Raw genomic sequence first — 19,474 nt, forward strand, 5'->3', positions numbered from 1 at the left:
AGTTAAGTTGAGCACAGAATCACCAACCTCGGAGAAGTTTTATGGACATTTTTCTGCAGCAACTTGCCAACGGCCTGACCATCGGCAGCATGTTTGCCCTGGTCGCGCTCGGCTACACCATGGTTTATGGTGTCATGAAATTAATTAACTTTGCCCATGGTGACATGGTCGCCGCATCAGCTTTTGTCGGACTGACCATCTACACCCAGGTCATGGGGAAAGCCACTTCACTGGGGGCCGTAATTGTTATTTTTCTCCTGTCCGCGGCAATCATGGCCTGCGTCGGGATTATCCTCGAACGGGTCGCTTATCGGCCGTTGCGGACCGCGCCGCGCCTGTCGGCCGTGGTCTCCGCCTTGGGTGCCAGCATGGTCATCCAGAACGGCATCATGCTGATTTGGGGCCCACGGATGAAAATCTTCCCGGAGCTGGTACCCCAAGTCTACTGGAATTTCGGCAACGTCGTGATCAGCCTGATTCAGGTGCTGATCCTGGCCCTGTCGCTGGTACTGATGGTATCCCTCTACCTGTTCGTTGAAAAAACCCGCATGGGTGCTGCGATCCGCGCCAGTTCCATCGACCAGGACGCCGCCCGGCTGATGGGCATTAATGTCAACAGCGTCATCGCCCTGATTTTTATCATCGGCTCTTCTCTAGGTGCGGTCGGCGGTCTGTTTATTGGTCTCTATTATCGGGGTATTACTTTCAATATGGGGTGGCAATACGGGCTCTATGCCTTTATTGCGGCAATCCTCGGCGGCATCGGCAACATCCCCGGGGCAATGCTCGGCGGCATGCTGCTCGGCCTGTTCAATGCCTTCATCGCCGGATATGTTTCCAGTACCTGGGCCGACGCTTTCACCTTTGTCCTGTTGATTTTAATCTTGATTGTTCGCCCCACCGGGATCCTCGGTGAGCGGGTTGCGGAGAAAGTCTGATGAAAAACCTCGAACGCTTTGGTCTTCCGATCTTTATTGTGGTTATGGCAATTCTGCCGCACCTGCTTAATGAACGTTGGCAGGCGGTCGCCATCACCTTTCTGATTTTTGCCGTGGTAGCCTTGTCACAGGACATTATCCTTGGCAAAAGCGGTATGTTCAATATGGGCCAAGCCTTGTTTTTCGGCATGGGTGCCTACACGACCGCAATTCTCAACCATCAGTTCGACTGGCCGATCATTGCCACCGTCCCGCTGGCAATTCTGATTCCGGCACTGTTCGGTATCCTGCTGGCCGGGCCGATCGTCCACCTGCGCGGCGACTATCTGCTGGTCACCACAATTGGCTTCAATATTGTATTTGTTCAGGTCCTGCAAAATAATCTTGGCGGAGTGACCGGCGGCCCGAACGGTATCTTCGGCCTCGACTCACTCAACATCTTCGGCACCAACCTGGTCAGCCAGGTGGCAGTTTACTACTTCGCCTTTCTGGTTCTGCTCCTCACCCTCTGGGTGATGCGCAACCTTGCAAAGAGTAAACCCGGGCGGGCGCTACACTACCTGCGGGAAGATCAACTGGCAGCAGAGAGCATCGGCATCAATACCCGCGTTTACAAGATTTTTGCCTTCGGCCTCGGCGCCGGCATCGCCGGATTGGCTGGCACCGTCTATGCCACTCAATACTCGGCGGTCAGCCCGGAAGCCTTCGAATTCATCCAGTCGGTTCTCTTCTTCAGCATCGTTTTGGTCGGGGGCTCGTCAATCCCCGGGGTGCTGCTCGGGGTATTCGTAATGTTCGTGCTGCCGGAGATCTTCCGCGAATTCGCGACCTGGCGTTACTTTATCTTCGGCTTCGCGATGATCCTGGCCATGATCCTCCGCCCCCGCGGTATCTGGCCGGCAACTTTCGGCAAAATCCCCAAGTTTCTGATTAAGGAATCGAACCATGGCGCATAACAATCTGATCCTGAACAACGTCACCAAACGTTTCGGTGGACTGACTGCCGTCGACGACCTGAGCATGAAAGTTGAACAAGGTCAAATCTACGGCATCATTGGCCCCAACGGCGCCGGCAAGACCACCGTTTTCAACTGTATTACCGGTATCTACAAATCGGAGGAAGGTTCTGTCAACTGGCGCGGTGAAGAGATCCGCGGACTGACCCCGTACCAGATTGTCGATCGCGGCATCGTACGAACCTTTCAAACCATCCGCCTGTTCAGCCAGATGTCGGTGGCCGAAAACATCATGAGCGGCCGGCATATCAAGAGTATGCAACGCTGGTGGCACGGGATTGTTCCAACCCCCGCTGCCCGCCGCGACGAACTGGACAACTGGCACAAGGTAGAAGAGCAGCTTGAATTTTTCAATCTCTCCGAATTTGCAGCCACACCGACCGGATCCCTCCCGTATGGAATCCAGCGCCGGGTCGAAATGGCCCGCGCCATGGCCGTTGACCCGACCCTGCTGATTCTTGACGAACCCGCGGCCGGGCTCAACGATAAAGAGACCATGGGGTTGCTGAATACGATCTTTAAAATCCGCGACAAGGGGATCACGGTGCTGCTCATCGAACATGACATGGATATGGTCATGGAAGTCACCGACTATCTGACCGTAATTAACTTCGGCAAAAAAATTGCCGAAGGGACTCCCGCCGAAATTCAAAAAAATCCGGCAGTTATCGAAGCATATCTGGGAAGTGAGGATGACGATGAGTAACGACGTCCTGTTTCAAATAAAAGATCTTGAGGTCTCCTACGGCAGCATTGCCGCCATCAAGGGGATTTCACTGGAAGTTCGCAAAGGTGAAATTGTCACCATTCTCGGTGCCAACGGCGCCGGCAAAACCACCACCATGCGGACCATCAGTCAGCTGCTCAAAGCCAAATCCGGCTCGATTCTCTTCAAGGGGCAGGAACTGACTCAGCAGCCAGCCCATAAGATCGTCAAACTCGGCATCAGCCATTCTCCCGAGGGGCGGCGGGTCTTCGGTATCCTGACCGTTGAGGAAAACCTGCTGTTGGGTGCCTTTTCGCAAAGCAAAGTCGACCGCGAAACCTTGAAGTGGGTCTACCAACTGTTTCCGCGCCTTGAAGAACGACGCAAGCAGCTGGCCGGCACCCTATCGGGCGGAGAACAGCAGATGCTCGCCATCGGCCGGGCCTTGATGAGCAAGCCGGAAATGCTGTTGCTTGACGAACCCTCACTGGGAATCGCGCCGATCCTGGTCAAAGCCATTTTCGAGCAGATCAAAAAGATCTCCCAAGAGGGCGTGACCGTTCTGCTGGTCGAACAGAATGCCAAGGCGGCGTTGAAACTCGCTGATCGCGGCTACGTTCTTGATGTAGGCAAGATCGCCCTGGCAGGAACCTCTGCTGAACTGCTCGCGTCCGAAAAAGTTCAGGAAGCGTACCTGGGCAAGAAAAACTGATGCCGCCTGGCCGGGTGGCCCCAAAGGAGTTGAGCTATGAGCTTAAAAGATATCCTCGTCCATATTGACAATCGCCCGACCTGTACGTCACGACTGGAAGTCGCTATAAAACTTGCCAAACAGCACGGTTCACTGCTGGCCGGAATCTATGTTGTCCCACGCCCCCATTATCTTGCCGATATGCGTGATCTGCACCGCCAAGAAGACGAGGCCCGAGTGCTGTTTGAGGAGATGACCAGCGCAGCCGGGATCGAGACGGAATGGATCATTGTCGACAGTTATCAAAGCGGCCTGAATGTCTCCCAAGCGATCAACCTGTACAGTCACTATCGAGATATGCTGATCATCAGCCAGACCGACAGCTCCGCTCCCGATCCTGCCATTCCGGACAACCTGCCGGAAAAAGCGGTGCTGGGTTCAGGCCGCCCGGTGCTGATCGTCCCTTACGCCGGCACCTTTCCACAGGACTTCAAGATTATCCTCCAGGCCTGGCGCGGCGGTCCGGAATCAGCCCGGGCTCTGAACGATGCCATGCCGCTATTGGCCATGGCGGAGGAGGTCAAGGTCATTACTGTTCAGGGCAAAGACGGCGACGAGATCTACCAATCCCATGAAGCAGACATCTGTCATCATATGAGCCGCTACGAACTGCCGGGACTGAGCTGCGAAAAACGGGTCAGCGGACCGTTAAGTGTCGGCGACCTGCTCCTCAACCGCTGTGCGGATGTCGGTGCCGATCTCCTGGTCATGGGCGCGACCATGCAATCGCGGCGCGGGTTTCAGACCCTTGGCGATACCGGCCGGCACCTGCTTCAGCATATGACCGTCCCGGTGCTGATGTCCCATTAATTGGCTGTTCTAAAGGCTTCGGATTGCAGCCTGAGCTGCAACGAAGCTCGACCGGCGGTTCGACCGCAGAAAAAAGATCGTGCTGGATTCTCAACAGTTTTCTGAAATCATTGCTTCCGTCGGTACCGGTGGCGCGATCATCGGTCCGACCGGCAGCGTTATATGGGCCTGGGGATCGCTGGCAGCGCATTACCTTCCCGAGCAGGAATTACCGCTGACCTGCCCTCGTCTCAACGCTGCTGTGCGGCTGGTCCTCAACCGCGGTGAAAGCCAGTTTGTCACCGCCCTGGAAAAGGATCTGGCCGATCAAATGGCCTGGCTCGGACCGCAGGAGATGCCGGACGGCCGCGGCGTGCTGATCGTCCTGATGGAGAACCGGCCGTTGCAGCAGCTGACCCGGGAAAATGACGCCATTATCGACTGCTCCTCCGACGGCCTCTTTGTCTGTGACGGAAAAGGTTTTATCTTACGGGTCAACCCTGCTTCCGCCCGCATCAACAACGCTCCTCCCGATCGACTGATCGGACGACATTATCTCGATGTTGCCGCCGATGGGCTGGTCATCCTCCCGTCAGCTGCCCTGGAAGCCATTAAAAACCGTGCCCAGGTCAGCCTGCTGCAGGAAAACCGCTACGGTCGCAAACTGATTTCCACGGGCACCCCGGTTTTCGACGATAACAACGAACTGATCCGCGTGGTGGTCAGTGAAAAGGACATCACCGAAATCGACCGCCTGCAACACGAGTTGGAAGAACAGCAGGCTCTCGGCAACCAGTTCCGCCATCAGGTGCGGGAACTCCAGCAGCAGCAGCTGGCCGACCTGGCGATCATTGCCGAAAGTCCGAGCATGATCAAAACCCTCCAGCAAGCGCTCAAGCTCAGTGAAGTCGACTCAACGGTCCTGCTGCTGGGGGAATCCGGTGTCGGCAAGGGACTGATCGCGGACCTTATTCATAAGAACTCCACCCGCGCCGGGCAACCGATCATCAAGCTGAACTGCGGCGCCATCCCGGAGTCGCTCATCGAAGCCGAGCTGTTCGGCTATGAAAAAGGGGCCTTCACCGGTGCGGTGGGCAACAAGCCGGGCTATCTGGAACTGGCCGACGGCGGCACCATCTTCCTTGACGAAATCGCCGAGCTGCCGCAGGGCTCGCAGGTTAAACTGTTACGGTTCATGGAGGACGGCCAGGTTACCCGCCTCGGCAGCACCAAAAGCAGGCGGGTCAATGTGCGGATTCTCGCCGCGACCAATCGCGACCTCGAACTGATGATCCGCCAGGGACAGTTTCGAACCGATCTCTACTACCGGCTCAGTGTCATCCCTATCAACATTCCTCCCTTGCGCGAACGGCGCGACTGCCTGGTTCCATTGATCAACAGTTTCATTACCCGTTTCGCCGAGCGGATCGGTAAACCGAAACGGCTGACCCCGGCAGCCATCGACGTCCTCTGTCAATACAATTACCCGGGCAACGTTCGTGAGCTGATGAATATCTGTGAGCGGCTGGTGGTCATGGCCGAGGGCGAGCTGATTGACGTCGATGAACTGCCCCAGACCGTCATCGCCCAGAACGAAAACAGCGTCGGCATCTTCCTCACCGAATGGCCCCGCGAAATGACCATGGAACAGATCGTCGAAAGCGTGGAACGGCATGTTATTCTGAAGACCGCTCAACGCTTTCACAAACAGCTCGATATCGCGGCCGAACTGGGCATGAGCCAGCCGACCGTCGCCCGCAAGCTGCATAAATATGGAATTGATCTGCACACCCTCCTGTACCAGAGATAATCCTTTGCTATGATAAATGAACTCCATCCACCCTCTACCCATGGGAGACAAGCATGAAAGAGATCAGCTGGCAGGATTTTGACCAAGTGGAATTACGCGTCGGGACGATTGTCGAGGTTGAGGACTTTCCTGAAGCACGCACGCCGGCCTATAAGATCAAGGTTGATTTCGGGCCGACCATCGGCATCAAAAAATCGAGTGCCCAGATCACCGATCTCTACAGCAAGGAAGACTTAAAAGGACGGCAGATCGTTGGGGTGGTCAACTTCCCCCCCAAACAGATCGGCCCGTTTCGTTCAGAATGCCTGATCACCGGTTTCTATCAGGAAGATCGCTCGGTCGTACTGGCCGTTCCGGAAAGAAAAGTCACCAACGGCGCCAAACTCGGCTGAACAGCGCAGCCCTATAAGCCGTCATCCTCACGTACCCGCAAAAATGACGGGAAGCGGGGGATGCCGGAAGCAAAACGGCCATAATACTTAAAGGTGATCAGGGTTCCCAGCGGTGGTGGCCGGTCGCGTTCAGCATCCGAAAACCCGCTGCCGATTCTGAACTCGGTGCCATCAGCCATTCTGACCAGCAGGGCTCCGAGTCGGCCAAGGTTTCTCCCTTTGCCGGGCAGCTGGGCGATAACGGTCGCTTCGGCATCGAGATAACTTTTGACTTTCAGGATCGTCGGGCTGCGCCCCGGCGTATAGGGAGTATCCGCCCGGCGTACGATCAGCCCTTCCCCGCCCAGAGCTTCGACGCGCTGTAACTCCTGCTGTAGATGTTGTTCACTCTGAACCGGGATCTGTTCAATCACAAAAGCATGCCCCCCGGGGTGGGCGGCAAACCATTCCCTGGCCTGGTTGATCCGCGCGGCAAAAGATCCGCCGGCTGCGGGGGCATCAAAGATCGCAAAACGCAGCTGCAACCAGCGCTCTTTCCGGCTTTCACTGCGCACGATCGAAGCCACGGTTGCAAATTGACCGCGGCCGGCCCAGAGCTCCCCTTCCAGCGCAAAAGGGGGCCAGTCACGCACAAACTCGGGCGGCGGTACAAACGGATGACCGTTTTTTGACCAGAGTTGGCGGCCGTCCCAATACCCGCGGACTCCGTCCAGCTTCTCGCTCATCAGCCAACCGGTCACATCCACCTGGTCGCGATAAACCTCTGGCAACATGGGTTCCCCGGCGGCAACGGTCGCAACCAACAGAAACCCCAGAACCAGCCACCCGCCAATGGTTTTGCGCATCATCTCCCCCTCCTCGCTTAAATCCTGTACGGACCAATATTAGTGGCGAGTTCTGGCTTTTTTCTGATTCCCAGACAGGCGCAAAATAAAATTGAGTCAAGGGTTTACCCGATGCTATTTTGAAAGCTGTTTGGCCGTGTCAACAAGTCAACCATCGCGGAAAGGCGCCCTCATGACTGTTCCCCAACAAGGGTCTCTCTATCAACGTATTTACAGCCTGGTCAGGGGAATTCCGCCCGGTTCGGTCAGCACCTACGGGCGCATCGCCAAACTGGTGGGGACCACTCCGCGGGCCGTGGGTTTTGCCATGGCCGCATTACCTCCAGGCCATGACGTCCCTTGGCAACGGGTGATCAACAGCCAAGGAGGAATCAGCCCGCGCCGGGACGGAGAAGGGAATATTCTCCAGCGTGCGTTGCTGGAGGCGGAAGGAGTGCAATTTTCAGCCGCAGGAAAGATAGATCTGCAGACATATCTCTGGCCTTTTCCGGACCAGCCCTGCTGAGTGTCATGGCCCCGGCGCAAGACAATACGGTCGATGGCATTTCGGCCGGATCGTCCCCTCCTCGGTGGCGGGTGGCCGAAGGGGGATCTGTACCCGGGACTGCTAGCGACTGTTACCGGGCAGAGCTTTGGGCAGGGTCGCCGCACCCGCTGTGGGCAGCACACTGACCAGCCGCAGGCCGCTCAGCAACGCCACCCCGATCAGCCCCGCGATCAGCGTCACCACTCCGTGCCAGCCCCAGCTCGAATAAAAATAGCCCCCGCCAGTCCCCGAGATGCTCGAGCCCAAGTAGTAGAAAAACAGATAGAGGGAAGAGGCCTGGGCACGTGCTTCTCCGGCAAGCACCCCCACCCAGGCCGAACAGATCGCATGCGCGCCGAAAAAGCCTATGGTGAAAACGACAATTCCGAGAATGACCAAGACCAGCCCCTGATCCAGAGTCAGCAACAGACCGCTCAACATGATCGCCAGAGACATGAACAGAATCGAAGGCCGTCCAAAACGATCCACTAGCCGGCCCATCACACTGGAGCCGCAGCCCCCGAAGGCATAAGCAAGAAAAATCAGCGCAACCTGGGACTGCTGCAAATTGAATTCGCTGCCCAGCAGGCGGAAAGTGACATAGTTGTAAAGAGTGACGAATCCGCCCATACAGCAGAAGGCAAGCAGGAACAGGCAGATCAGGCCTGGATGGCGCAGATGCCTGAGCAGGGAAGAGGTCAGGCTGCGCAGTTGCAATGGTCGTTGGCTCTGAAAATTGCGGGAAGGGGGAAGCAGCCAGGCGAACAACAGCGCCAGCAGCAGCCCCAGCCCGCCGATGGCGGCAACCGCCATGCGCCAGGACCAGAGGTCCGCCAGAATCACGGTCAGAATCCTGCCAGTCATGCCGCCAAAGGCGTTGCCGGCAATATACAGCCCCATGGCGCTACCGATGGCACGCGGCTCGATCTCTTCATTGAGATAAGCCATGGCCACCGCGGGAACCCCGGCCAGGACCAGCCCCTGGATCAGCCGCACCCCGAGCAACAGAGACAACGGAAGGGGGCAGGCACTGACCAGGGCCAGCAGTGAGGCCGCCACCACCGCGACGATCATGATCCCTCTGCGGCCCCAGGCATCCGACAGGACACCGGATAGCGGCAGGGTCAATGCCAGGGCAAAGGTGGCAAAGGACAGCGAGAGGCTGGCCGTGGCTGGCGTAATGCCGAATTCCGCGACTAGGTCGGGAAATAACGGCTGGAACATGTAGATGGTGGAAAAGGTCACAAACCCGGCAAAAAACAAGGCCAGATTGGCCTGCCAGTAAGCTTTTGTTCCCGGTTCAAGGGCGGAATATTCGGTCACGATAGCACCTGTTCATGGCATGGTTGAAGAGGACTGGGAACAGCTTACTGCATGGCTGGATATAATAAAAATATATTGTTATTATGATTACCATAACAATCTTTGATAGAGGATGCGTCGATGGATATCCGTCAATTACGGGTTTTTACTGAAATCGTTCGTCAGGGGAATTTTACCCGGGCCGCCGAGCAACTGCATATTGCTCAACCGGCGGTGAGCATGACCCTGCGCAAACTGGAAGAGGAACTGGATCTGACCCTTCTTAATCGACAGGACAAACGCATTACCCTCACCGCAGAGGGGGAAACGTTGCTCAAACACGCGGAGCGGATTCTTGACAATCTGGCCGTTGCCGCAACGGAAATGGCTGAATTAAAAGAGCTGTCCCGCGGGGAGGTACGGATCGGGATTCCACCGATGATGAGTTCCTTTTATTTTCCCAAGATTATCCAACTGTTTCGCCAGCAGTATCCGCACCTGCAGGTCGCAGTCAGCGGCGAGGGGGCGGGGCAGATCCAGCGCCTGCTGCGCAAAGGGGAGATCGATATGGGGGTCATCACTGCTCCGGTCCACCATGGCGAACTGAGCTACCAGCACTTTCTGCGCGAAGAGATTGTCGCCTGCGTTCCGGTCGACCACCCCCTTGCCGAGTGCAGTGAAATCACTCCGGCAGAGTTTTTCGGTGAACCGCAGATTGTCTTCAAGGAAGGCTATTACATGCGGGAATTGCTGGATGAGATGATTGCCAGGGAAAAGCAGCGCCCCCAGGTCATTTTCGAAACCAATCTGTATACCCTGGCCAGTTCTCTGATCAAACAGGGACTGGGAACCTCAACATTTTTACGGATGGCGGTTCAGGGTGATCCTCAACTTGCAGCAATCTCCTTTTCACCGCGCCTGCACTTGGATTTGTATATTGCCTGGAAATCCGAACGCTATCTGTCCAGAGCCAACCGGGCCTTTATCGACTTTCTGCTGCGGCAGAACCGGCTCAGTGCTCCTACCGACTCAGACAAAGATCCCCACCAGTCCGGCTGATACCAGAGCCAGCCGGGCCAGCACCCCGCGCGGAGCGATAATCCCGTAGGAGATTGCCGTCAGGCTGGCCCCCAACTTGAAAAACGCCAGCAAGGCGGCAACCGGGGTATCGAACAGCCTGATCAGGGCCGGATTAGCCACCATGCCCAGTGGAATCAGGTAAAGGCCGATTCCTAGCGTCATGGCACAGACCGCGATCTTGAGCCAGTTTTCGCCAACCATTCCGGAAGCGATAAAGACCGCCCCGCACACCGGCGGGGTAATGGTCGACAGCAGGGCAAACCAGAAAACGAAGAGATGGGCAACCAGGGGCGGCACCCCCAACTCCTGCAGAGCGGGTCCGGCCACCGAGACACAGATGACGTAAGCGGCCGTGGTCGGGACTTCCATCCCCAGCACCAGACAGGCCAGTCCGGTCAACAGTAACGCCGGCCAGAGGCTGTGGCCGGAGCCGGACAGGATCAGCGAGGTGATTTTAACTCCCAACCCGGTCTGCCCCAGCACCCCGATGACAATGCTGGCGCAGAGGATAATCGAGGCGATAGTGGAAATCTGTTTGCCGCAGTTCAAACAAACATCCTGTAACCGGTGCAGAGTGCGGGACAGGGAAAAGCTGAAGCGGATATCGACAAAAAGCAGGAGAAAAGCCACCAGGATCGCAACACAGGCTGCATATTGCGGGGTATAACCACCATTGAACATACGCTCCAGCAACACCGCAAAAGGCACCACGAAAAAAAGTGCCGTGGTGATCACCGCAGCTCTTTCCGGCAGATCCCCCTGCTCAACAGCTTTGAGGGAATAGCGCTGGGCATAGGCATTGATCCCGCTCCAGACGGTCAGGAAATAGAGGATAGCCGGCAGCAATGCCGCACCCATGATGCTGTTGTATGGCACCCCGGTCAGTTCAACCATGACAAAAGCGCCCGCCCCCATCAACGGTGGCATGATCTGACCGCCGGACGAGGCCACCGCCTCAACGGCACCGGCCAGGGCCCGCGGATATCCCAGTTTGGTCATGGCCGGCAGAGTGATCGCCCCGGTCGAGGCCACATTAGCGGAAGCCGACCCGGAAATGGAACCGAACAGCGCTGAGGACAAAACCGAAACCTTGGCAGCTCCCCCTTTCAACCGTCCGGCCACCGCGGTTGCGAGATTCATAAAGCCCTGCCCGGCTTCTCCGGCATTCAGTACCGCCCCCATAATGACGAAAATCGCGACGATCTGCACCGAGACGCCGGTCAACTGACCCCAGAGACCTCCTTCAGCAATCGTCAGCGTGCCGAGAAAACTTCTTAGCGGCAACCCCGGATAGCCGAACTCCCCCGGGATATAATGACCGAACAGGCCATAGAGCAAAGCCAGCAGGGCGACACTGGGCAACGGCCAGCTGATGCTGCGGCGGGCCATCTCCAGAGTACTCAACAGCAGAATGACGGCCATGGCGAGTTGTAACGATCCGTGCAATGCGCCGTACTGATCAGAGAGCGTTTCTTCATGCAGTGCGACATAACAACAGCTGGCCACGGCAACCAGAGTCAAAAGCAACCCGCTCCAGCGTCTGGCCGGGGTTTGGGCGGTAAAGACCAGCGCCCAGGGCGCAGCCAGGGCCATATGCAGCGGCCGGCTGATCAGATTGGGGACCATCCCGCTAAAAACCAGATAAAGATGAAAAAATATAGATAGCGCGCCCAGACAGTACCAGGGCCAGCGCAACGATGAGGTCGGGGATGAGTCAGTCATATCTGTTGAATCTTCAAAACAGTGAGAAAAGCACCCGGACCAGCCGGGTGCTCAGTCGGTTAACGCTATGCGGACGTTCAATCAACGGATTGCTTCCGGAACTGTAATCCCCTGTTCCTGATAATAACGCAGAGCACCGGGATGCAGTTTCCCGTAGATATTACTCAGCATTTCCGGAGAAACCCCGCCCCACCAGGCATTCGATTTGGCCATTTTCTGTTTCTGCTCCCAAAACGCCTTGGTCAGTTGATAAGCGATCTCATCCGCCATATCGGTGGTGGCGTAGGCGATCACCGGCAGAGAGGTGGTGGTGACAGGGTAATCGACTCCCGGATAGGTTCCGGCAGGAATCAGCAATTTGGTTCGTTTGGTCAGGACGACCTGTTCGTCGGACAATGACAGTAACTGCACACCGATTCCGGCGGCCGCTTCCACAACATTGGGAGCCGGGAACGACCCGGAGGTCGCGAACCCGTCAATCTGCCGATTTTTCAACGCCTGAACCGCGCTTCCCAACTCAACATTGGCCAATTTGACTTTGCCTTCAAGACCGAACAGCTGAAAATATTTTTCCGCCTCGCGGGCGCCGAAGGAGCCTTTGCCGATGAGGATGCTCTTGCCTGCCAGATCGGCAAAATCTTTGATTCCGCTATCGGCCCGGACCACAAAATGCATGGTTAAAGAAGGAATGGGGAAAAGAGAACGGACGTTATTATACTTTGCCGGGTCATCGCCTGCGAATTTCCCCTGCCCGGTCTGGGCCTGCTTGATCAGAGCCGGCGGGGTGGTGAAGACATAATTTCCGCTCCGCACCATGACTTCCTTAACATTCTGCACCGACCCCTGGCTTTCTTCAACCGTCACAATCACCTCACCGCCGGTTCCCGCTTTGATCGCTTCGGCAATCTGCACCGCCATCTGGTAATAGGATGAGCTGGTTTTGGCGGACTTATAGGTCACTCGGGTCTCGGCATGGACCACGGACGCACAGAGAAACATGGCGAGCAGGCCGGCACTACTGATCAGTCTGGTCAAGGTCATAAAAAGCCTCCGCTTCTGGTTAAGACGGTCGTCGCTGCAGTTGGTCGGTCTCGCCGGCAAGCCTGCAGCAGGATAAAAAAATCGAGAACATAGATTAAAAAGAAGACTTCAAGATATCCGGAATCTATTGAATTATCAAATAAAAACGGAAATATGAGGCAACGCAAAGCAAAGGTTAAAAAAGAACAAAAGGAAATCTATCCTGACGGAACATCACTCCACTCTAGGGCCAGGCCCGCCCCTTCCGTGAAAGCTGGGAAGAACCACCTGGCAGTCTTCCGAAGTCAGAAAAACTGTCAGCATAGGTCGTTGCCATCCGGACACTCCGGCTGGTAACGGTGCAGTTTTCAGATTGGGAACGAGCAGTTTTTCGCTTTCCGCCAGCGGCTAAGGCCGAATTCCGAAGCCAACCGCCGACAGATCACTCAGGTCATCGCAGAAGCAGGTCGGTTCGCGCTCCCCATGCCGCTGGTCTTCGGCGACATCGACATCGAAATCGACCACCAGCGGCAGATGATCGGAGAAGGTGACCTGCGGAACCTGAAAATTCCTGATTTTGATATCCTTGCTATGCAACACAAAATCAAGATGCTGGTTGGGGTTTCGGCTCGGATAGGTGGGTAAGCCGGCACGGTTGGCATCCTCCAACCCGGTTGCGGCCAGAAACAAATCGATCTCCTGTTCACCCCAGAGCATGTTGAAATCTCCTGTCACCAGGAACGGTCGATCGGTCTTGCGCACCAGATCATACAGGGCGGAAAGCTGCTGATGACGGGTTCGTCCGCCAAGGGACAGGTGGACCAGATAGACCACCATATGTTCCAGTTCCAACTCCATGACCAGGCGCTTCATCCCCTGGTCGAAAAAATGGAAAGTCTCATTACGAATCCGGTCACGGGCCAGAAAGGCGTTCCCCTGCCGATTAAGAACCGGAATACGATGCCAGAATGAACCCTGCCCGTACTTGGTGGAGTAGGAATGGTAATGCCCCAGGGATTCGGCCAGTTGCTCGACCTGGTTTTTACGGCCGGTCCGGTAGGACCCGTAATCGACTTCGACCAGGCCGACCAGGTCCGGCTGCAGATCACGCAGAAAACCCGCTATCCGGTTGAGATTGCGGCCGGTGGGACGCACAAAATTACGCGCTTTGGGCCCGGTCGCATAACGAATATTGTAGAGGACAAATCGCATGCTTCGGTCTTTTAAAACTCCTGAACAGGGCGGCCGTCAGCGGGCCATCGCAACAGCCAGCCTGGTACAAATAGGTTACAGAGATCTTTTAAAATTAAAGCATTGTCGGAAGCGAAAACAAGGGGCCAGGGGCAGAAAGATTGACGTCAAGAGCCCCCTGCTGCCAAGAATCCCGCCCGTTCCTGCCGGACGGGTTAAACCCCGACCGGCAGGACATCGTTCCTTATTTTGCAGGAGTAGAGCGAAACCGCACGGTTACCTCACCGGATGTGGCAGCAAACAAAAAGCCCCGTGGTTAAACACCACGGGGCTTCGGGATTACAGTTCAGCAGTTAATGTTCGCGGTAAGGTTAACCGACCGGTTCTTCGACCACTGCTTCAACTTTGCGGAACTTGAACAGGAACAGAATCAGGCTCAACACGGCAACCGCGATACCGATTCCGGTAGAAGTGGAAAGGGTCAGCCCGAAACCGATCTTAGCATAGGCCAGATAGGTGGTAGCCACAGCGGTCATGAACACAGCCGGCACCGTGGCAATCCAGTGCAGCTTGGCTTCTTTGATCAGATACGCGGCGGAGGCCCAGAGGACGATGGTGGCCAGGGTCTGGTTAGCCCAACCGAAGTAACGCCAGATGACACCGAAATCGCCGCGGGAGACCAGGAAACCGATGACGAACAAGGGAATCGCCAGGGCCAGACGCTTGCTGGTCTGTTTTTGCGGCAGTTTACAGAAATCGGCAATAATCAGCCGGGCGCTGCGGAAGGCGGTATCGCCTGAGGAGATCGGCAGTACGACCACGCCGATGATGGCCAGCAGACCACCCAGGGGACCGAGCAGGGTGGTGGAAATTTCATTGACCACATAAGCCGGACCACCTTGTGCCAGTGCGGCATTGAGGGCTGCGGAGTTGTTGTAGAAAGACATGCCCAGGGTCGCCCAGATCAGGCCGATCACCCCTTCACCGATCATAGCGCCGTAAAACAGCGGCCGACCGTGTTTTTCGTTTTTGACGCAGCGGGCCATCAGCGGCGACTGGGTTGCATGGAACCCACTGATTGCGCCACAGGCGATGGTAATGAACATCAACGGCCAGAGCGGCAGGCCTTTGGGATGGATGTTGGACAGGGTCAGTTCAGGGAAAAAGTGGTAGCCCTTGAAAATCAGTGCTGCGGTCAGCCCGACAGCCATAAAAATCAGCACGGCGCCGAACAAGGGATAGAGTCGACCGATGATCTTGTCAACCGGCAGGATCGTGGCCAGAAAGTAATAAACAAAGATAATGGCAACCCAGGCCGGAACGGCGAGCCCGGTCAGATTACCAAGCAGTTTGGCCGGACCGAGAACAAACACGACCCCGACCAGCAGCAGCAGGACAATGGAGAAAACCCGCATGAACTGCTTGAATCCGACACCCAATTCGTTCCCGACCACATCCGGAATCGACTGGCCACCGGAGCGCATCGACAGCATCCCGGAAAAATAATCATGGACTGCGCCGCCGAAGATACTCCCGACAACAATCCAGATCAGCGCCGAGGGTCCGTACAGGGCCCCAAGGATCGGTCCGAAAATCGGCCCCAGCCCGGCAATGTTCAACAGCTGGATGAGGAAGATTTTCTTTCCGGACATTTCCACATAATCGACCCCGTCGTTCATGGTGGTGGCAGGGGTGAGGCGGGTGGGATCAGGACCGAACACCCGATCAACAAAGGATCCGTAAATAAAATACCCGATGATCAGCAGTGCAACACAGCCAAAGAAATAGAGCATGACATTCCTCCTATATTGGGGGGGGGGGATTAATTACGCCTTGATCTTAGGAATCCAATACGTCAGAAGCCAGCGCGTACTCACCAATGGTTCTATATCTTTGTCAGTGGTCGAAAACGGCGGCCGGATGGTTGAAAGCAGGACAGAAATACATATTGATAGAAGATGGGAGGTGACAAAAAAGCGGAAAACAAAAAAGTTGTTGTTAGAGGAAAAATCTTCCTCTCAATCGGCCGCAGCCTGTAGTTTAAACCACTCAATCAGGAGATCGGCGGTGATTGAAACAGGCGTTGACAAAGTCTCTCCGGGTTGCAATGAAGCCGCCTGAATTCCGAGGCAATAGCACTGGACGTTGTTTTCCTGTTCGATCCAGGTGATCAGTGCCGCTAATGGTAGACGATGAGTACTCAGACCTGAATTGATCAATTCGCCGGGACCAATTTGTCGTAAATCACCCGGAGCGCCACCGAAATCAGCAACATCCAGAAAGACAACAGTCCGCGGCCGATAACGTTCGACCCAATGAACAGAGCGCTCCGGTCGGTCGCCGGCATTTTCTATCTGCAACCCGGCAATTCCCCTCAGCTGTTCTGCCAGGTAAGGACCAACCCCATCATCCGATCTGAGGGTGTTGCCAAGGGCAATCAGCAGGCAGTGCCGCACTCCCGATGGAAACAGTTGTCTCAGGAACTCAGCGACCAATGAAGTGCACATCAAGAAAATGGGTTGAGCAACTGATACAGGGATCATAGGCACGCACCAGCATTTCCAGTATCCGGGTGATTTCATCCTCTGACTTTTCAAGAATTTCCGGCACCAGTTTACGCATGTCATCCTCAATGTTCTGCAAGTTCTGTCCAGTTGGAATGACACAATTGGCCTGCCTTATGATACCTCGGTCGTCAACTTGATAATGGTGAAAAAGCAGCCCCCTAGGCGCCTCCACGGCGCCGACACCGCTTCCGGCCCGAACCGGAATCGAGCAATTTTCATTGACGCCGACAATGACTCGTTCACTCTGATCAACGCCATTGTCAATCAGTTCTTCGACAATTCGCAGAGCCTCGGCTGCACAGTGGGCACACTCGACCAGTTGAGCTGCGGTATTGAGAAATGGGTTGTAACAGGGGGCGGTCAGGCCGATCTTGTCTGCGACCGTACGGGCCAGCGGATGCAACTTGTCAAAATTAAGATTGAAACGTGCCAGGGCGCCAACAGAATAAGATCCGCGACTGAGTCTGGCATGCTTAGCCGACGAGTGGGACACCAGGAATTCGTTGGTGATGGTGCGGTAATCTTCCTTGGCCCGGCGGACACCATCGGTTGATCCGGCATCCCCCGTCAGCAGCGGATATTCGCCATCGTCACTGCAAAGTGCTACATATTCTGTTTCACGGATGAAATCAGGAAAAGTCAGCGCAGCAATCAGGTCGACGGTTGGATCAAGCTCATCAATCAACTCCTGCAGGATCGCACGGATATTCTCCAGTTCCCTTTTTTGCGGCAGTTTGGTGAATCCTCCGACCACCGCCGATATCGGATGAACATGGCGGCCGACCAGGGTATCGCAAATATCGTTGCAGGCCTTCTTCATCCGCAGAGCCCTGCGCACCACACCCGAATGATCGGTCATCAACCCCATAAGACTCTGCACACCAAGCAAATCAGGAGCGGCCAGAAAATAAATGTGCAGCAGGTGACTGTCGAGGTTTTCAACATGCAGCAGCAGTTTGCGCAACTTCACCGTCTGGGTGCTGGGGACATAGCCGATGGCCTCCTCCGCCGCTTGTATCGAAGCCAGACTGTGGCTACAGGCACAGATGCCGCAAATCCGGGAAGTAATATGCTGAGCCTCGAAAATCGACCGCCCTTGCAACATCGCTTCAAAAAAACGCGGTGCTTCGACAATCTTAAGCTCCGCCTTGCGTAAAACTCCGTCAACGACATCGACGACAATATGGCCATGCCCCTCGATCCGGGTGAGGAATTCAACATTGAGGGCAACGTTTCTACTCATCATCGGTCTCCAACGCGGCATTGTACATCATCATTTTATTGGCGATCAGCTCACCGCTTAGACCGTACGTGCTCAGCACCTCTTCGGCACCAGCCCGGTTCGGATTGGAAACCAGCCCCCGGCAGCCGTAACAGACATTGCCGTTGTTGACACACCAGGAATTGCAACCCGCCCTGGTCACCGGGCCAAGACAGGTGACTCCCTTGTCGTATAAGCAGACATTCTCATTGAACTTACACTCAACACAGACTGCATAATCCGGCACATGGTAGGACACACCGGTCAATGCTGCCTTGAGCACTCTGAGAAATTCATCTGGATAAATCGGGCAACCGTTGATGAAATAATCCACCTTGACCAGCTGATGCAGAGCCCGGGTCCGAATTGTCGGATACCACTGTGCCTTGTCGCCATAGACTTCGGATTGGCTTTCAGACAATAGCCGCCGGTTCTTTATCCCATTCACTCCACCGATGGTTGCACAGCTTCCATAGGCAATCAGCTTGTCTGAACGTTCCCGAATCTTGCGTAGCCGTTCTTCAGCCTCATGATTCACCACACTCCCTTCCACGAAGGCCAGGTCGTATGTCCCATTCCAACTATTCGACATGACTTCGCGGAACTCGACCAGATCAATCGCGCCGAGAACATCCAGGAGAGCCTCACCAAGGTTTGCAATCTGAAGTTGACAACCCTCACAGCTGGCCAGATCAAAAAATGCCACTTTGGGCCGTCCCATCATATCGCTCCTCTGATTTTCTTCACCCTGCTGTAATTGAATACTGGGCCATCCTGACAGCAATAGACCTCATGGATCTGGCAATGGCCGCATTTACCGAGACCGCATTTCATATGCCGTTCCAGCGACAGGTAAATTTGGTCTTCAGGAATCCCCTTTTTGAGCAGCTCGTCAATCACAAAACGGTACATCACCGGTGGCCCGCAAGTCACAACCCAGGTTTTTAAAGGATCAAGGCTGACGCCGGGAATCAGCTGGGTAATCAATCCGACATTACCTTCCCAATCGGGAGCCGCTTTGTCGATCGAACAGAGAAAGTTAAGGTCAATGCGCTTGGCCCAAGACTCAAGCTCATTGTGAAACAGCATGCTTTGCGGGTCCCGGCAGCCGAGCAGGATATCGACCTTCCCGAATTCACGGCGATTATCGATGATGTAATTGATCAACGACCGCAAAGGGGCGATCCCGAGGCCGCCGGCAATCAACAGAATATCGTTGCCTTCCAGTGGCACCACCGGGAAACCGACACCGAAAGGACCGCGGATACCGACCTCGTCCCCGACCTCGAGTTGATGCAGGACCTCCGTCAAGCGACCGGCATTGCGCACGCAAAGTTCAAAGCTGTCAAACCGGGTCGGCGAAGAACAGACCGATATCGGCGCTTCGCCGACACCGAAGAGAGAGACTTCGACAAACTGGCCCGGATCGTGATCGAGAGTTTCGGCCTCGGGCAGTTCAACCCTGAAGAGCTTCTCGGTACGGGTCAGACTGGAGATTTCCACCAGCTTTCCGCGTTTGATCTCGTATCCGGAATGGTGGATAGCGATAAGCGCCATA

At 55.6% G+C, this 19,474-nt stretch carries 19 protein-coding genes; 9 read left to right on the forward strand and 10 right to left on the reverse strand.

Annotated features, from left to right (window positions below):
* The first annotated feature begins 41 nt into the window (after nt 1-41).
* From N909_RS0105155 to N909_RS0105185, 7 genes are all read left to right on the forward strand, one after another.
* The gene (locus N909_RS0105155) at nt 42-938 is read left to right on the forward strand and encodes a branched-chain amino acid ABC transporter permease (RefSeq protein WP_029912341.1); all 897 of its coding nucleotides are present in this window, start codon (nt 42-44) and stop codon (nt 936-938) included.
* Nucleotides 938-1,894: a branched-chain amino acid ABC transporter permease gene (locus tag N909_RS0105160; RefSeq protein WP_036682916.1), complete on the forward strand. Its 957-nt coding sequence runs from the start codon at nt 938-940 to the stop codon at nt 1,892-1,894. The genes N909_RS0105155 and N909_RS0105160 overlap by 1 nt, the downstream gene beginning before the upstream one ends.
* Nucleotides 1,884-2,660, forward strand: coding sequence for an ABC transporter ATP-binding protein (locus N909_RS0105165; protein ID WP_029912347.1), 777 nt, complete (start codon nt 1,884-1,886; stop codon nt 2,658-2,660). The genes N909_RS0105160 and N909_RS0105165 overlap by 11 nt, the downstream gene beginning before the upstream one ends.
* Nucleotides 2,653-3,372 carry an ATP-binding cassette domain-containing protein gene (locus N909_RS0105170; protein ID WP_029912350.1) on the forward strand — a complete coding sequence of 240 codons (720 nt, stop codon included), beginning with the start codon at nt 2,653-2,655 and terminating at the stop codon, nt 3,370-3,372. Before N909_RS0105165 ends, N909_RS0105170 begins: the two co-directional genes overlap by 8 nt.
* Nucleotides 3,373-3,408: 36 nt before the next feature.
* Complete coding sequence (locus tag N909_RS0105175) at nt 3,409-4,221, forward strand: universal stress protein (RefSeq protein ID WP_029912352.1); 813 nt, start codon at nt 3,409-3,411, stop codon at nt 4,219-4,221.
* 79 nt (nt 4,222-4,300) lie between these two features.
* Nucleotides 4,301-6,010, forward strand: coding sequence for a sigma-54 interaction domain-containing protein (locus tag N909_RS0105180; protein WP_245613574.1), 1,710 nt, complete (start codon nt 4,301-4,303; stop codon nt 6,008-6,010).
* Between the two features lie 53 nt (nt 6,011-6,063).
* Complete coding sequence (locus N909_RS0105185) at nt 6,064-6,402, forward strand: tRNA-binding protein (protein WP_029912356.1); 339 nt, start codon at nt 6,064-6,066, stop codon at nt 6,400-6,402.
* Nucleotides 6,403-6,413: 11 nt separating this feature from the next.
* Here the strand turns inward: N909_RS0105185 and N909_RS0105190 are convergent, their stop codons facing one another.
* On the reverse strand, nt 6,414-7,250 hold the full coding sequence (locus N909_RS0105190) for a DNA ligase (RefSeq protein ID WP_084167482.1): 837 nt from the start codon (nt 7,248-7,250) through the stop codon (nt 6,414-6,416).
* A gap of 169 nt (nt 7,251-7,419) precedes the next feature.
* Between N909_RS0105190 and N909_RS0105195 the strand changes: the two genes are divergently transcribed.
* Nucleotides 7,420-7,752 (forward strand): MGMT family protein, encoded by a 333-nt coding sequence (locus tag N909_RS0105195; protein WP_029912372.1) that lies wholly within the window; start codon nt 7,420-7,422, stop codon nt 7,750-7,752.
* Between the two features lie 102 nt (nt 7,753-7,854).
* On the opposite strand, the gene N909_RS0105200 is transcribed toward N909_RS0105195, so the two are convergent.
* A complete protein-coding gene (locus tag N909_RS0105200; protein ID WP_051689541.1) occupies nt 7,855-9,096 on the reverse strand; it encodes an MFS transporter in 1,242 nt (413 codons plus the stop codon).
* Nucleotides 9,097-9,216: 120 nt separating this feature from the next.
* On the opposite strand from N909_RS0105200, the gene N909_RS0105205 reads away from it, so the two are divergent.
* Complete coding sequence (locus N909_RS0105205; RefSeq protein WP_051689542.1) at nt 9,217-10,134, forward strand: LysR family transcriptional regulator; 918 nt, start codon at nt 9,217-9,219, stop codon at nt 10,132-10,134.
* Here the strand turns inward: N909_RS0105205 and N909_RS0105210 are convergent.
* From N909_RS0105210 to N909_RS0105245, 8 genes are all read right to left on the reverse strand, one after another.
* Nucleotides 10,105-11,877: a TRAP transporter permease gene (locus tag N909_RS0105210; protein WP_029912381.1), complete on the reverse strand. Its 1,773-nt coding sequence runs from the start codon at nt 11,875-11,877 to the stop codon at nt 10,105-10,107. The genes N909_RS0105205 and N909_RS0105210 overlap by 30 nt on opposite strands.
* 81 nt (nt 11,878-11,958) lie before the next feature.
* Nucleotides 11,959-12,918, reverse strand: coding sequence for a TAXI family TRAP transporter solute-binding subunit (locus N909_RS0105215; protein WP_029912383.1), 960 nt, complete (start codon nt 12,916-12,918; stop codon nt 11,959-11,961).
* A gap of 387 nt (nt 12,919-13,305) precedes the next feature.
* Nucleotides 13,306-14,109: an endonuclease/exonuclease/phosphatase family protein gene (locus tag N909_RS0105220; protein ID WP_029912385.1), complete on the reverse strand. Its 804-nt coding sequence runs from the start codon at nt 14,107-14,109 to the stop codon at nt 13,306-13,308.
* Nucleotides 14,110-14,459: 350 nt separating this feature from the next.
* Nucleotides 14,460-15,881 (reverse strand): carbon starvation CstA family protein, encoded by a 1,422-nt coding sequence (locus tag N909_RS0105225; protein WP_029912389.1) that lies wholly within the window; start codon nt 15,879-15,881, stop codon nt 14,460-14,462.
* 225 nt (nt 15,882-16,106) lie between these two features.
* A complete protein-coding gene (locus tag N909_RS0105230; protein WP_029912393.1) occupies nt 16,107-16,583 on the reverse strand; it encodes a hydrogenase maturation protease in 477 nt (158 codons plus the stop codon).
* The gene (locus N909_RS0105235) at nt 16,573-17,901 is read right to left on the reverse strand and encodes a Ni/Fe hydrogenase subunit alpha (RefSeq protein WP_211253925.1); all 1,329 of its coding nucleotides are present in this window, start codon (nt 17,899-17,901) and stop codon (nt 16,573-16,575) included. Before N909_RS0105235 ends, N909_RS0105230 begins: the two co-directional genes overlap by 11 nt.
* Nucleotides 17,891-18,640 (reverse strand): NADH-quinone oxidoreductase subunit B family protein, encoded by a 750-nt coding sequence (locus N909_RS0105240; RefSeq protein WP_211253926.1) that lies wholly within the window; start codon nt 18,638-18,640, stop codon nt 17,891-17,893. The genes N909_RS0105235 and N909_RS0105240 overlap by 11 nt, the downstream gene beginning before the upstream one ends.
* On the reverse strand, nt 18,637-19,473 hold the full coding sequence (locus tag N909_RS0105245; protein WP_029912401.1) for an FAD/NAD(P)-binding protein: 837 nt from the start codon (nt 19,471-19,473) through the stop codon (nt 18,637-18,639). The genes N909_RS0105240 and N909_RS0105245 overlap by 4 nt, the downstream gene beginning before the upstream one ends.
* Nucleotide 19,474 lies beyond the last annotated feature (1 nt).

The organism is Pelobacter seleniigenes DSM 18267, from assembly GCF_000711225.1.
Taxonomy (GTDB): Bacteria; Desulfobacterota; Desulfuromonadia; order Desulfuromonadales; family Geopsychrobacteraceae; genus Seleniibacterium; species Seleniibacterium seleniigenes.